We start from the raw sequence: 12,818 nt of genomic DNA, 5'->3' as shown, positions 1-12,818 counted from the left end.
CAGGAGCAGCAAGACATGCCTCGCAGCCTGAAAAAGGGACCGTTCGTCGACGACCACCTGCTCAAGAAGGTGGACGTGCAGAACGAGAAGAACAGCAAGCAGGTCATCAAGACCTGGTCGCGTCGTTCGACGATCATCCCGGACTTCATCGGCCACACCTTCGCCGTGCACGACGGGCGCAAGCACGTCCCGGTGTTCGTCACCGAGGCGATGGTGGGCCACAAGCTGGGCGAGTTCGCCCCGACGCGCACCTTCAAGGGCCACATTAAGGACGACCGAAAGGCCAAGCGCCGATGAGCACCACGACGACTGAATATCCGTCGGCCGTCGCCAAGGCACGGTTCGTGCGGGTGTCGCCGACCAAGGCGCGCCGGGTGATCGACCTGGTGCGTGGCAAGTCGGTGGAAGACGCGCTCGACATCCTGCGCTGGGCGCCGCAGGCCGCCAGCGAGCCGGTGGCCAAGGTGATCGCCAGCGCCGCGGCCAACGCGCAGAACAACAACGGCCTGGACCCCGCCACGCTGGTGGTCGCCACCGTGTACGCCGACGAGGGCCCGACCGCCAAGCGCATCCGTCCGCGCGCCCAGGGCCGCGCGTTCCGGATTCGTCGGCGCACCAGCCACATCACGGTCGTGGTGGAAAGCCGGCCGGCCTCCGGCGAGCGTTCGGCGAAGTCCACCCGGGCCCGTCGCGCCGAGGCCAGCAAGGCGGCCGCGAAGGCGCCGGCGAAGAAGGCCCCCGCCAAGAAGGCTCCCGCCAAGAAGGCGCCGGCCGCCAAGAAGGCTCCGGCCAAAAGGGCTCAAACCCCTACTACTTCTGAGGCTTCGGAAACGAAGGGAGGCTCAGACTAGTGGGCCAGAAGATCAATCCGCATGGCTTCCGGCTCGGCATCACCACCGACTGGAAGTCCCGCTGGTACGCCGACAAGCAGTACGCCGACTACGTCAAGGAAGACGTGGCGATCCGCCGGCTGCTGTCCACCGGCCTGGAGCGCGCCGGCATCGCCGACGTGGAGATCGAGCGGACCCGCGACCGGGTCCGGGTCGACATCCACACCGCGCGCCCCGGAATCGTCATCGGCCGCCGCGGCACCGAGGCCGACCGGATCCGGGCCGACCTGGAGAAGCTGACCGGCAAGCAGGTCCAGCTCAACATCCTCGAGGTCAAAAACCCCGAATCGCAGGCACAATTGGTGGCGCAGGGCGTCGCGGAGCAGCTGAGCAACCGGGTCGCCTTCCGCCGCGCGATGCGCAAGGCCATCCAGTCGGCGATGCGGCAACCGAACGTCAAGGGCATCCGGGTGCAGTGCTCGGGCCGTCTCGGCGGCGCGGAGATGAGCCGCTCGGAGTTCTACCGCGAGGGCCGGGTGCCGCTGCACACGCTGCGCGCCGACATCGACTACGGCCTGTACGAGGCCAAGACCACCTTCGGCCGCATCGGCGTGAAGGTGTGGATCTACAAGGGCGACATCGTCGGCGGCAAGCGCGAATTGACCGCCGCCGCACCGGCGGGCGCCGACCGTCCCCGTCGTGAGCGCCCGTCGGGCACGCGTCCGCGGCGCAGCGGGGCGTCGGGCACCACGGCGACCAGCACCGAGGCCGGCCGGGCCGCGGGTGCCGAGGATCAGGCCGCGGCGGCCCCGGTCGAGGCCGCGCCGGCCCCCGAACCGCAGAGTACGGAGAGCTGAATCATGTTGATTCCCCGCAAGGTTAAGCACCGCAAGCAACACCACCCGCGCCAGCGCGGCATCGCCAGCGGCGGCACGCAGGTGAACTTCGGTGACTACGGCATCCAGGCGCTCGAGCACGCGTACGTGACCAACCGCCAGATCGAGTCGGCTCGTATCGCGATCAACCGGCACATCAAGCGTGGCGGCAAGGTGTGGATCAACGTCTTCCCCGACCGCCCGCTGACCAAGAAGCCCGCCGAGACCCGGATGGGTTCGGGTAAGGGCTCCCCGGAGTGGTGGGTCGTCAACGTCAAGCCGGGCCGGGTGCTGTTCGAGCTCAGCTACCCCAACGAGCAGACGGCCCGCGCCGCGCTCACCCGCGCAATCCACAAGCTGCCGATCAAGGCACGCATCGTGACCCGAGAGGATCAGTTCTGATGGCACTGGGCATTTCGCCGGGCGAACTGCGCGAGCTCACCGACGAAGAGCTCACCGATCGCCTGCGCGAATCCAAGGAGGAGCTGTTCAACCTGCGCTTCCAGATGGCGACCGGACAGCTCAACAACAACCGCCGGCTCCGCACGGTGCGTCAGGAAATCGCGCGCGTCTACACCGTGCTGCGCGAACGGGAACTGGGCCTGGCCAGCGGACCCGACGGCACCGAAGAGAAATAAGGATTCGTGATGGCAGAAGCTAAGAAGGCGCCCGCCAAGGCTGCCCCCAAGAAGGCCGCTCCCACCGACGCCGCGGCGAAGGACAAGGGCCCTAAGCACACTCCGGCCAACCCGAAGTCGCGCGGCCGGCGCAAGGTGCGCATCGGCTACGTGGTCAGCGACAAGATGCAGAAGACCATCGTGGTCGAGCTGGAAGACCGCATGCGTCACCCGTTGTACGGCAAGATCATTCGGACCACCAAGAAGGTCAAGGCGCACGACGAGAACAGCACCGCCGGCATCGGGGACCGCGTCTCACTGATGGAGACGCGCCCGATGTCGGCCACCAAGCGCTGGCGGCTCGTCGAGATCCTCGAGAAGGCCAAGTAGCCCGACCGAACCGGTCTGCGGCGAGCAGACACAAAAGCCCCCGCGCGCTCGGCGTGTAGGGGGCTTTTGCGTCTGCTGGCGAACGGGTGGCGTCCCGCGATCGCGTCTTGAGATTCACACCTTGCTCTCACCTGCCCGGTGTAGTCTCCACGCCACGCGCGTAACGGGGTCCAACACGAGTGAGGCTGGCAGCAATGACGGGGTCGACCGAGTTTCAGGGCAAGATCGAGTTGGATATCCGCGACTCGGAGCCGGACTGGGGGCCGTACGCGGCACCGACGGCGCCGGAGAACTCGCCGAACATCCTCTACCTCGTCTGGGACGACACCGGGATCGCCACCTGGGACTGCTTCGGCGGCCTGGTCGAGATGCCCGCGATGACGCGCATCGCCGAGCGCGGCGTGCGGTTGTCGCAGTTCCACACCACCGCGCTGTGCTCGCCCACGCGAGCGTCCCTGCTGACCGGGCGCAACGCGACCACGGTCGGCATGGCCACCATCGAGGAGTTCACCGACGGGTTTCCCAACTGCAACGGGCGGATCCCCGCCGACACCGCGCTGATCTCCGAGGTGCTCGCCGAGCGCGGCTATAACACCTACTGCGTCGGGAAGTGGCACCTCACACCGCTGGAAGAGTCGAACCTGGCGTCGACGAAACGGCATTGGCCCACCTCGCGCGGATTCGAGCGGTTCTACGGGTTCATGGGCGGCGAGACCGACCAGTGGTATCCGGACCTGGTGTACGACAACCACCCGGTCAACCCGCCGGCCACCCCGGAAGACGGCTATCACCTGTCGAAGGACATCGCGGACAAGACCATCGAGTTCATCCGCGACGCCAAGGTGATCGCCCCGGACAAGCCGTGGTTCAGCTATGTGTGCCCCGGCGCGGGCCACGCCCCGCACCACGTGTTCAAGGAGTGGGCGGATCGCTACGCGGGCCGGTTCGACATGGGCTACGAGCGCTACCGCGAGATCGTGCTGGAAAACCAGAAGTCGATGGGCATCGTTCCGCAGGACACCGAGCTGTCGCCGGTGAACCCGTACGCCGACGTGAAGGGGCCCAACGGCGAGCCGTGGCCGCTGCAGGACACCGTGCGGCCCTGGGATTCGCTGGGCGAGGAAGAAAAGAAGCTGTTCTGCCGCATGGCCGAGGTGTTCGCCGGCTTCCTCAGCTACACCGACGCCCAGATCGGCCGCATCCTGGACTACCTCGAGGAGTCCGGCCAGCTGGACGACACCATCATCGTGGTGATCTCCGACAACGGCGCCAGCGGGGAGGGCGGCCCGAACGGCTCGGTGAACGAGGGCAAGTTCTTCAACGGCTACATCGACACCGTCGAGGAAAGCATGAAGCTCTTCGACCACTTGGGCGGCCCGGAGACCTACAACCATTATCCGATCGGGTGGGCGATGGCATTCAACACGCCGTACAAGCTGTACAAGCGCTACGCCTCCCACGAGGGCGGCATCGCCGACACGGCAATCGTCTCGTGGCCCAACGGAATTGCCGCGCACGGCGAGGTCCGCGACAACTACGTCAATGTCTGCGACATCACCCCGACCGTCTACGACCTGCTGGGCATGACGCCGCCGGAGACGGTCAAGGGCATCACGCAGAAACCCGTGGACGGCGTGAGTTTCAAAGTGGCCCTTGCGGATCCGGGTGCCGACACCGGCAAACGGACCCAGTTCTACACCATGCTGGGCACCCGCGGGATCTGGCACGAGGGCTGGTTCGCCAACACCGTCCATGCCGCCACACCGGCCGGTTGGTCGCATTTCGACGCCGACCGCTGGGAGCTTTTCCACATCGAGGCCGACCGCAGCCAGTGCCACGACCTGGCCGGCGAGCAACCCGAGAAGCTGGAAGAGCTCAAGGCGCTGTGGTATTCCGAGGCCGCCAAGTACAACGGCCTGCCGCTGTCGGACCTGAACATCATCGAGACGATGATGCGCTCGCGGCCCTACCTGGTCGGCGAACGGTCCAGCTACACCTACTATCCCGACTGCGCCGACGTCGGCATCGGCGCCGCCGCCGAGATCCGCGGGCGCTCGTTCGCCGTGCTGGCCGATGTGACCGTGGATACCACCGGTGCCGAAGGCGTGCTGTTCAAGCAGGGCGGCGCGCACGGCGGGCACGTGCTGTTCGTCCAGGACGGGCGGCTGCACTACGTCTACAACTTCCTCGGCGAGCGCCAGCAGCTGGTGTCGTCGTCCGGCCCGGTGCCGCTGGGCCGGCACCTGCTGGGGGTTCGTTACGCGCGGACCGGAACGGTGGAGAACAGCCACACCCCGCTCGGCGACCTGACCCTGTTCGTCGACGCCGAGGTGGTCGGCACCCTGGCGGACGTGGCGACCCATCCGGGGACGTTCGGCCTCGCGGGGGCCGGGATCACCGTCGGGCGCAACGGCGGCTCGCGGGTGTCGAGCCGCTATAAGGCGCCGTTCACGTTCACCGGCGGCACCATCGCCGAGGTCACCGTCGACTTCTCGGGCAGGCCGTACGAGGACGTGGAAAGGGAACTGGCGCTTGCGTTTTCGCGCGACTGAGTCGGCGGCCGATCCGCCGGCGCGTCCGGTTTCGACGCGGCGAAATCCACGGTGATGCAACAATTTGCGGTCGTCATCCCCTGAAAAGAGCGGTTTCAGGGCCGGCGGGCGGTAGCATCTGGCCCCGTGATGCCCCAATGACCACCGAAGCACCCCCGCCGCCGGCGCCACCCCAGTCGCGTGGACCGCGCTTTGCGATCGCGTTCGGGATCATCGTCGCCCTCATCGTCATCTACGTCCTGTCCCTGATCGCGGTGCACCTCCTGGCGAAATCGACGCCCCCGCTGCCCGCGGCGGACCTGAGCAAGGTCGAGGCCGAGGACAGCGTCGTGCAGGTGCGCCTCGAGAAACTCGATACCGTCGCCAACCGCTTGACGGTGAATGTCCTTGTCTACCCGAAGGATTCGCTCTACGACAAGAACTTCGGGGTGCTCACCACCGACGCGGCCGTGCGCCTGTATCCGGAGAACGACCTCGGCGACCTGCAATACCCGGTCGGAAAAGCGCCGGCGCAGGTCAGCACCACCATCGAGGCGCACGGCGATCCCGGTAACTGGCCCTTCGACACCTACAAGACGGAGGTCATCGCGGCCGACGTGTTCACCGGTTCCGGTCAGAACCGCGAGAAGTTGCCCGCGCGCGTCGAGGTATCCGGAAAGCTCGATGGCTGGGACGCCACCGTCACCCGCGTCCATGACCCGGCGGACTCCAACCCGGACATTCAGGACGACGTGACCATCACCCTGCAGCGTGCCAAGGGCCCGCTGATCTTCGACCTCGGCATCTGCCTCGTCCTTATCGCCCTGCCCGTGTTGGCACTGTGGGTGGCCATTCCGGTGGCGTTGGGCAAAACCTCGTTCTTGCCGCCGATGGTGACGTGGTACGGCGCGATGCTGTTCGCCATCGTCCCGTTGCGCAGCATCCTGCCGGGGAGCCCGCCGTACGGTTCGTGGATCGATCAGGCCGTCGTGCTCTGGGTGCTGATCGGACTGGTCAGCGCGATGGCACTGTTCCTGTCCGGTTGGTGGCAGCAACGGGACCGAAGGTCACCGAAGAAGGGCTGAACGCCTACTCCGCAACCGCCGCTCCGGCCCAGCTGATCGCGTCGACGGCGCTCGAGACACGGGCTTGGAAGTCGGGCGGCAGGGGGATGTAGCCGTTCCTGGCCAGCTCGACCTGGCCGGGCCCGATTGCCGCCTGCAGGAACGCCTTGACCGCCTTGGCGTCATCGGCGTTGGGGTACTTCGAGCAGACAACCTCGTAGGTGGCCAGGACAATCGGGTAGACGTCCGGCTGGGCCGGGTTGTAGAACGACGAAATGTCGAGCACAAGATTGTTTCCGGCGCCGGTGATCTTGGCGCCCAGGATCGTCTTGCCGACCGTGTCGGTGCCGATGCGCACCGGGCGCAGCGAGCGGCGGCTCGCGGGGGTCTTGATCTCGGCCGCGTAAAGGCCTTGCTGCAGCGCGAATGACAGCTCGTTGTAGCTGATCGCACCCTCGGTCGTCTTCACGAGCTCCGAGGTGCCCTTGTTGCCGGACGCACCGACGCCAACCCCGCCCTTGAACGCCTTGCCGGTGCCCTGTTTCCACGCCCCGCCGGACGCGGACTGCAGGTAGTTCTGGAAGTTGTCGGTGGTGCCCGAATCGTCGCTGCGGTAGATGACTTTGATGTCCTCCGCCGGCATGGAGGTGTTGAACGCGGTAAGCGCCGGGTCGTCCCAGCGGGTGATGGTGCCGTTGAAGATCTTCGCCAGTGTGGGCGCGTCGAGCACCAGGGAGTCGACGGCGCCGAGGTTGTAGGTGATGGCCAGCGGGCCGAACACCACGGGCAGGTTCCAGGCGTCGGCGCCGCCGCACCGCTGTTTGGCGGCGGCGTATTGATCGTCGGCGAGCGGTATGTCCGATCCGCCGAAATCTGTCTTGCCGGCCAGGAATTCTTTGATCCCGGCGCCCGACCCGTTGGCGGTGTAGTTGAGGTTCTGCCCCGGGCAGGCCCGGTGGTACGCGTCGACGAACTTCGTCATCGCATTCGCCTGGGCCGTCGATCCGCTGGCGATCAGGGTCTGTTTGCCGCCGCAGTCGACCTTGGCGCCCGCGGCATACGCCAGGGTCGCGTGGGAGTTGCTGCATGCCGAGCCCACCATGGCAACCGCTGCCAGCAAGCTGATGGCGGCGGCCGGTCGCGTGTGCCTCACGGTGATTGCCTCCAGGCGAGGGGGGCGCCCGGCGTCGACGGCGAGCTGTTGTGTCCGGATACACCTCGACTTGTACAGCCACCGAATTAACAGGCAAACCAACAACGGATGAACGGGTCGGCAATTGGGCCGACCGCCGGGTTTCGCTGAGTAGCGAGCAACCGTTGCGCGGGTTGACGGAAATTACCTGATTGATGAAGTAAATTATGACTCCTCGCGCGGACGCGACCGGTTCGCTACGATCTAATCCGCGCATGGCCCGCCGAGTTGCTGCAACCCAACGGAGGTGCTGACCGATGACCCATCAAGCCCCACCGGCTCCGCCGCCTCCAACGCCACCGGAGCAACCCGCCGCGGCGCCCCCGGACGCGCCCCCCGCCCGCAAGCGAAGCCGCACTCTGTTGGTGATCGGCATCCTGGTCGCGTTCCTCATCGTCTACGGTCTGTCGCTGTTCGGAGTCCATTTGCTGGCCAAATCGGCGGCGCCGATCAAGCCGCCGGACCTGAACGCGACCAACGACACGGTCGTGCTGGTGCGTCTGGAAAAGCTGGAAACCATCGCGAATCGCCTGACGGTCAAGGTGCTCGTGATTCCCGAGGATTCCATGTTCGACAAGCGCCTCGATGTGCTGAAGACCGACACCGCGGTGCGGATGGACCCGCCGAACGACCTGGGCGACCTGCAATATCCGGCGGGGAAGTCGCCGGCGCAGGTCGCCACCACGATCGAGGCCCACGGCGATCCCAACAACTGGCCGTTCGACTCCTACAGCACCGACACCCTGTCGGCGGAGGTGCTCGTCGGGCAAGGCGATGCCCGCCAGTACATACCCGCCCGGGTCGAGGTCACCGGGGCGCTGGACGGCTGGGACGTCAGCGTCCAGCGGGTGGGTGAGGCAAGCCAGGAGGCGGATCGCCCGGACAACGTGATCATCACGTTGCACCGCGCCAAGGGGCCGCTGATCTTCGACTTGGGCATCTGCCTGGTGCTGTTCGCCCTGCCCACCCTGGCGTTCGCCGTGGCCATCCAAATCGCCCTGGGCAGGCGGAAATTCGTGCCGCCGTTTGTGACGTGGTTCGCCGCCATGCTGTTCGCCGTGATCCCGATCCGCAATTTCCTGCCCGGGTCTCCGCCACCGGGCGCGTGGATCGACCAGGTCCTGGTGATCTGGGTGCTGATGGCGCTCGTCGCAGCGATGGCCCTGTACATGTTCACCTGGTACCGACAATCGGACTGAGGACCCGGCGCACGGTCGTCCTACCCTGAAGGGGTGCTCACCGAGCTGGTCGACCTGCCCGGCGGATCGTTCCGCATGGGCTCGACGAGCTTCTACCCCGAAGAGGCGCCGATCCACACCGTCAGCGTGGGGCCGTTCGCGGTCGAGCGGCACCCGGTGACCAACGCGCAGTTCGCCGAATTCGTCGCCGCCACAGGCTATCTCACGGTGGCCGAGCAACCGATCGGCCCGGCACTTTACCCGGGGGCGGACCCGAAGGACCTGGTGCCCGGCGCCATGGTCTTCCGCCCGACGGCGGGGCCGGTCGACCTGCGTGACTGGCGCCAGTGGTGGGAGTGGGTGCCCGGGGCCAACTGGCGAAATCCGCTCGGACCGAACAGCGATCTCACGGACCGGGCGGATCATCCGGTGGTGCAGGTGGCGTATCCCGACGCCGCGGCGTACGCGCGTTGGGCCGGCCGGCGGCTGCCCACCGAGGCCGAGTGGGAGTATGCGGCCCGCGGCGGAAATGCATGGACCTACTCCTGGGGGGAGGAAGCGAACCCCGATGGTCGGCTGATGGCCAACACGTGGCAGGGAAAGTTCCCGTACCGCAACGACGGCGCGCTCGGCTGGGTGGGCACCTCCCCGGTGGGGGCCTTCCCGCCCAACGGATTTGGGCTGCTCGACATGATCGGCAACGTGTGGGAGTGGACGGCCACCGAGTTTTCCGCGCACCACCGGCTCGATCAGCCACCGAAGGCCTGTTGCGCGCCGTCGGGGCCCGCGGACCCGAGCGTCAGCCAGACGTTGAAGGGCGGGTCGCACCTGTGCGCGCCGGAATACTGCCACCGCTACCGGCCGGCCGCACGGTCGCCGCAGTCGCAGGACACCGCGACGACGCACATCGGGTTTCGCTGCGTCGCGGACCACGCGTCGGGATAGACGGCCCGGCGCCGGCCGCGCAGCAAACCGGGACCGGCTCTGCGCCGCACCTCAGCCAGCAAATGCGACCAAGGGGTTACCGTCGGGTGGACGGCGAGTGACGGACCTTCCGTCATCGCGCGCGGTCGCCGCGAATTCGCTAGCATCGCCACGTGTCGGCCGTAGACGAGCCAGATGTCATCGACGGGGTTGCAGCGACCACCGAGGCCCCGACGACACAGGCCCCGCCGCCACCTCCGGACACACCGCCGACGCCCCCGCCCCCGGCGCGCAAACCACGGTCGCGACCGCGCATCGCGATCGGCATCGCGATCCTGGTGGTTGTCGTCTCCACCTATGCCCTGTCGCTGTTCGGCGTGCACCAATTGCAGGAGGCGGAGGCCCCGCTTCCGCCATTGGACCTGAGCCAGGGTGGCGGCGATGCCACCATCGTGCAGCTGCGCCTCGAAGAGCTCAAGACGGTGGCGAATCGCCTGACCGTGAATGTGCTTGTCTACCCAGGAATTTCGGCCTACGACAATCGACTCGACGTGCTGGGTACCGACGTCGGCGTGCGCCTGTATCCGACGAGCGAGTTGGGGGACCTGCACTACCCGAAGGGGAAGGCCCCGGGGCAGCTCACTACGGCCGTCCAGGCGCACGGCGATCCGGGTAACTGGCCCTTCGACTCCTACAGCACCGAGCCGATCTCGGCCGATGCGTTCGTCGGGTCGGGCGACAACGTCAAGAAGGTGCCCGCCCGGGTGGAAGTGACCGGGGAGCTGGACGGGTGGGACGCCACGGTCACCCGCCTTCACGACCCGGCCGCGCTGCCAACCCAGCGTGGTTCGGACAACGGGAACGTGGTCATCACCTTGAAGCGGGCCAAGGGGCCGCTGATTTTCGACCTCGGCATCTGCCTGGTGCTCATCAGCCTGCCCACCCTGGCGCTGTTGGTCGCCATCCCGATGGCGCTGGGCCGGCGTAAGTTCTTGCCGCCCTTCGCAACCTGGTACGCCGCGAACCTGTTCGCCATCGTCCCGTTGCGCAACATCCTTCCCGGTGCGCCACCGCCCGGTTCCTGGATCGACCAGGCCATCGTCCAGTGGGTGCTGATCGCTCTGGTGACGGCGATGAGCTTGTACATCTTCGCCTGGGTTCGGCAAGGCGACTGATGTCCGGGCGCGCCGGTTAACGGTGGCATGTTAAAGCTGGTAGCGCCCTTTGTTAAGAACTCGTAGCGGGGCTCGCTTCAGGGTGCCAGCAAACAGCACCGTTGCTAGTCTGCGTCCGTGTCGGTTCAACGGGACGTCGTCGTAGCGCTGCCCTCGAACGGCCACGGCACTGCTCCCACGGCGCCGCCCGCACCGGCCGCGCCGGAGCGTAAGCCCCGACGACGGCACCTCGTCCTCGACATCTCGATCATCGTGGGCGTCGCCGTCGTCTACGTCCTGTCGCTGCTCGGCTATCACTGGTTGGCCACCGCGCCGGGCCCGCTTCCCGACCCGGAACTGAACACCGCCGACGGCACGGTGGTCTTGATGCGTTTCGAGCAGCTGCACACCGTGGCCAATCGCCTCGACGTGAAGGTCTTGGTGATGCCCGACGATTCGATGATCAACAAGCGCCTCAACGTCTTGAACACCGACACATCCGTGCGCATCTTTCCGCAGAACGACCTCGGAGACCTGCAGTACCCGGTGGGGAAGTTGCCGGCGCAGGTGGCTACCACCATCGAGGCGCACGGTGACCCCAGCGACTGGCCATTCGACTCGTACAGGACCGACATCATCCAGTCCGACGTCCTCGTCGGGTCGGGCGAAAACCGCGTATTAAAACCCGGCCGGGTCGAAGTGACCGGAAAGCTGGACGGCTGGGACATCTCGGCCACCCGCGTCGCACGCAACCCCAGCGACCCAGACCGCCCGGACAATGTCATCGTCACGCTGCACCGGGCCAAGGGCCCGCTGGTGTTCGACCTCGGAATCTGCCTGGTCCTGATCACGCTGCCGACGCTGGCGCTGTTCGTGGCCATTCAGATGCTGACCGGCCGGCGGCAATTCCTGCCGCCGTTTTCCACCTGGTACGCCGCGATGCTGTTCGCCGTCGTGCCGCTGCGCAACATCCTGCCCGGGACCCCGCCCGCGGGTTCATGGATCGACCAGGCCGTGGTGATCTGGGTCCTGATCGCGCTGGCGACGGCGCTGGTCCTCTATATCGTCGCCTGGTATCGACATTCGAGCTGAGGCTCGTGTCGTAGTGCCGTGGCATACTCGAACACATGTTCGATGAAGCTGCTCGTGCTGAGGTGATTGCCCGGTTCGACGAGATGATCGAGCGGTGCTATCCGTCTTCGACGGCGGAGTCGACTGCGCTGCTGGACGAGATCGGCGTGTGGGCGCGGGTGGAAAACCGGGCGGCGGCGGCGCAGTTGGCGGCGATCGGGCGGTTGTTCGGGTATCGGCTGTCGCGGTGTGCGGACACCGAGGACTGGGCGATCGATACGATGGAGGCCCTCGCCGCCGAGGTGGGCGCGGCGTTGCGGATCAGCCAGGGGCTGGCGGCCAGCCGGCTGCGCTACGCGCGCGCGATGCGCGAGCGGCTGCCGCTGGTGGGGGAGGTGTTTCGGGCCGGCGACATCGACTACCGGGCGTTTCAGACGATCGTGTATCGCACCGATCTGATCGAGGATCCCGAGGTGTTGGCCAGGGTGGATGCCCAGGTGGCGGCCAATGTGGCGCGCTGGCCGTCGATGACCCAGGGCCGGTTGGTTGGGCAGGTGGATCGGATCGTGGCCAAAGCCGATGTGGATGCGGTGCGCCGGCGCGCCAAGGCCCAGCGCGATCGGGAAGTGTGGATCGGGCCGGATCAGGACGGCAGCGCCGAGATCGGCGGCAGCCTGCTGTCCCCGGACGCGCATGCGCTGGACAAGCGGCTGAATGCGTTGGCGGCCACGGTGTGTGCGCATGATCCGCGCACCCGGGAGCAGCGCCGCGCTGATGCGTTGGGGGCGTTGGCGGCCGGGGCGGATCGGCTGGGCTGTCGCTGCGGCAGAACCGGCTGCGCGGCGGGGAAACGCCCGCCCGCGGGCCCGGTGGTGATTCATGTGATCGCCGAGCAGGCCGCCCTGGACGGGCACAGCAGCGCGCCGGGCTCGGAGGTGGGCGCGGATGGGCTGATCACCCCCGACCTGCTCGCCGAACTGGCCACGTCGGCC

The 12,818-nt window shown here is 67.2% G+C and carries 14 protein-coding genes; 13 read left to right on the top strand and 1 reads right to left on the bottom strand.

Features of this window, described 5'->3' with window-relative positions; translation table 11 throughout:
* The first annotated feature begins 15 nt into the window (after nt 1-15).
* The 8 genes from rpsS to AWB92_RS25800 all read left to right on the top strand — a co-directional run bounded on the left by rpsS (nt 16) and on the right by AWB92_RS25800 (nt 6,328).
* Nucleotides 16-297: a 30S ribosomal protein S19 gene (gene rpsS, locus AWB92_RS25835; protein WP_025738376.1), complete on the top strand. Its 282-nt coding sequence runs from the start codon at nt 16-18 to the stop codon at nt 295-297.
* Nucleotides 294-851 carry a 50S ribosomal protein L22 gene (gene rplV / locus AWB92_RS25830; protein ID WP_085190744.1) on the top strand — a complete coding sequence of 186 codons (558 nt, stop codon included), beginning with the start codon at nt 294-296 and terminating at the stop codon, nt 849-851. The genes rpsS and rplV overlap by 4 nt, the downstream gene beginning before the upstream one ends.
* On the top strand, nt 851-1,687 hold the full coding sequence (gene rpsC, locus AWB92_RS25825) for a 30S ribosomal protein S3 (RefSeq protein ID WP_068129310.1): 837 nt from the start codon (nt 851-853) through the stop codon (nt 1,685-1,687). The genes rplV and rpsC overlap by 1 nt, the downstream gene beginning before the upstream one ends.
* A 3-nt stretch (nt 1,688-1,690) precedes the next feature.
* On the top strand, nt 1,691-2,107 hold the full coding sequence (gene rplP, locus AWB92_RS25820) for a 50S ribosomal protein L16 (RefSeq protein ID WP_067012938.1): 417 nt from the start codon (nt 1,691-1,693) through the stop codon (nt 2,105-2,107).
* Nucleotides 2,107-2,343 carry a 50S ribosomal protein L29 gene (gene rpmC, locus AWB92_RS25815; protein WP_085190742.1) on the top strand — a complete coding sequence of 79 codons (237 nt, stop codon included), beginning with the start codon at nt 2,107-2,109 and terminating at the stop codon, nt 2,341-2,343. Before rplP ends, rpmC begins: the two co-directional genes overlap by 1 nt.
* 9 nt (nt 2,344-2,352) lie before the next feature.
* On the top strand, nt 2,353-2,712 hold the full coding sequence (gene rpsQ, locus AWB92_RS25810) for a 30S ribosomal protein S17 (RefSeq protein ID WP_082964266.1): 360 nt from the start codon (nt 2,353-2,355) through the stop codon (nt 2,710-2,712).
* A 194-nt stretch (nt 2,713-2,906) separates the two neighbouring features.
* Nucleotides 2,907-5,264, top strand: a complete 2,358-nt coding sequence (locus AWB92_RS25805) for an arylsulfatase (protein ID WP_085190741.1) — start codon at nt 2,907-2,909, stop codon at nt 5,262-5,264.
* A 137-nt stretch (nt 5,265-5,401) separates the two neighbouring features.
* Nucleotides 5,402-6,328: a DUF4436 domain-containing protein gene (locus AWB92_RS25800; protein ID WP_085190739.1), complete on the top strand. Its 927-nt coding sequence runs from the start codon at nt 5,402-5,404 to the stop codon at nt 6,326-6,328.
* A gap of 4 nt (nt 6,329-6,332) precedes the next feature.
* Here AWB92_RS25800 and pstS read toward each other — a convergent pair whose 3' ends face one another.
* Complete coding sequence (gene pstS, locus AWB92_RS25795) at nt 6,333-7,409, bottom strand: phosphate ABC transporter substrate-binding protein PstS (RefSeq protein WP_085190920.1); 1,077 nt, start codon at nt 7,407-7,409, stop codon at nt 6,333-6,335.
* 347 nt (nt 7,410-7,756) lie between these two features.
* On the opposite strand from pstS, the gene AWB92_RS25790 reads away from it, so the two are divergent.
* The 5 genes from AWB92_RS25790 to AWB92_RS25770 form a co-directional block, all read left to right on the top strand.
* Nucleotides 7,757-8,698, top strand: a complete 942-nt coding sequence (locus AWB92_RS25790; RefSeq protein ID WP_085190737.1) for a DUF4436 domain-containing protein — start codon at nt 7,757-7,759, stop codon at nt 8,696-8,698.
* Between the two features lie 33 nt (nt 8,699-8,731).
* Nucleotides 8,732-9,622 carry a formylglycine-generating enzyme family protein gene (locus AWB92_RS25785; protein WP_085190735.1) on the top strand — a complete coding sequence of 297 codons (891 nt, stop codon included), beginning with the start codon at nt 8,732-8,734 and terminating at the stop codon, nt 9,620-9,622.
* Nucleotides 9,623-9,915: 293 nt separating this feature from the next.
* Entirely contained in the window at nt 9,916-10,776 is an 861-nt protein-coding gene (locus AWB92_RS25780) for a DUF4436 domain-containing protein (protein ID WP_067158790.1), read from the top strand.
* A gap of 147 nt (nt 10,777-10,923) precedes the next feature.
* Nucleotides 10,924-11,847 (top strand): DUF4436 domain-containing protein, encoded by a 924-nt coding sequence (locus AWB92_RS25775; RefSeq protein ID WP_068104543.1) that lies wholly within the window; start codon nt 10,924-10,926, stop codon nt 11,845-11,847.
* 35 nt (nt 11,848-11,882) lie between these two features.
* Nucleotides 11,883-12,818: 13E12 repeat family protein (locus tag AWB92_RS25770; RefSeq protein ID WP_142282320.1), on the top strand; the 936-nt coding region annotated here is incomplete at its 3' end.

The organism is Mycobacterium sp. IEC1808, assembly GCF_002101935.1.
Taxonomy (GTDB): domain Bacteria; phylum Actinomycetota; class Actinomycetes; order Mycobacteriales; family Mycobacteriaceae; genus Mycobacterium.
Note: the sequence above shows the minus strand (reverse complement) of the source record. Positions and strands in the feature narration are given on the sequence as shown.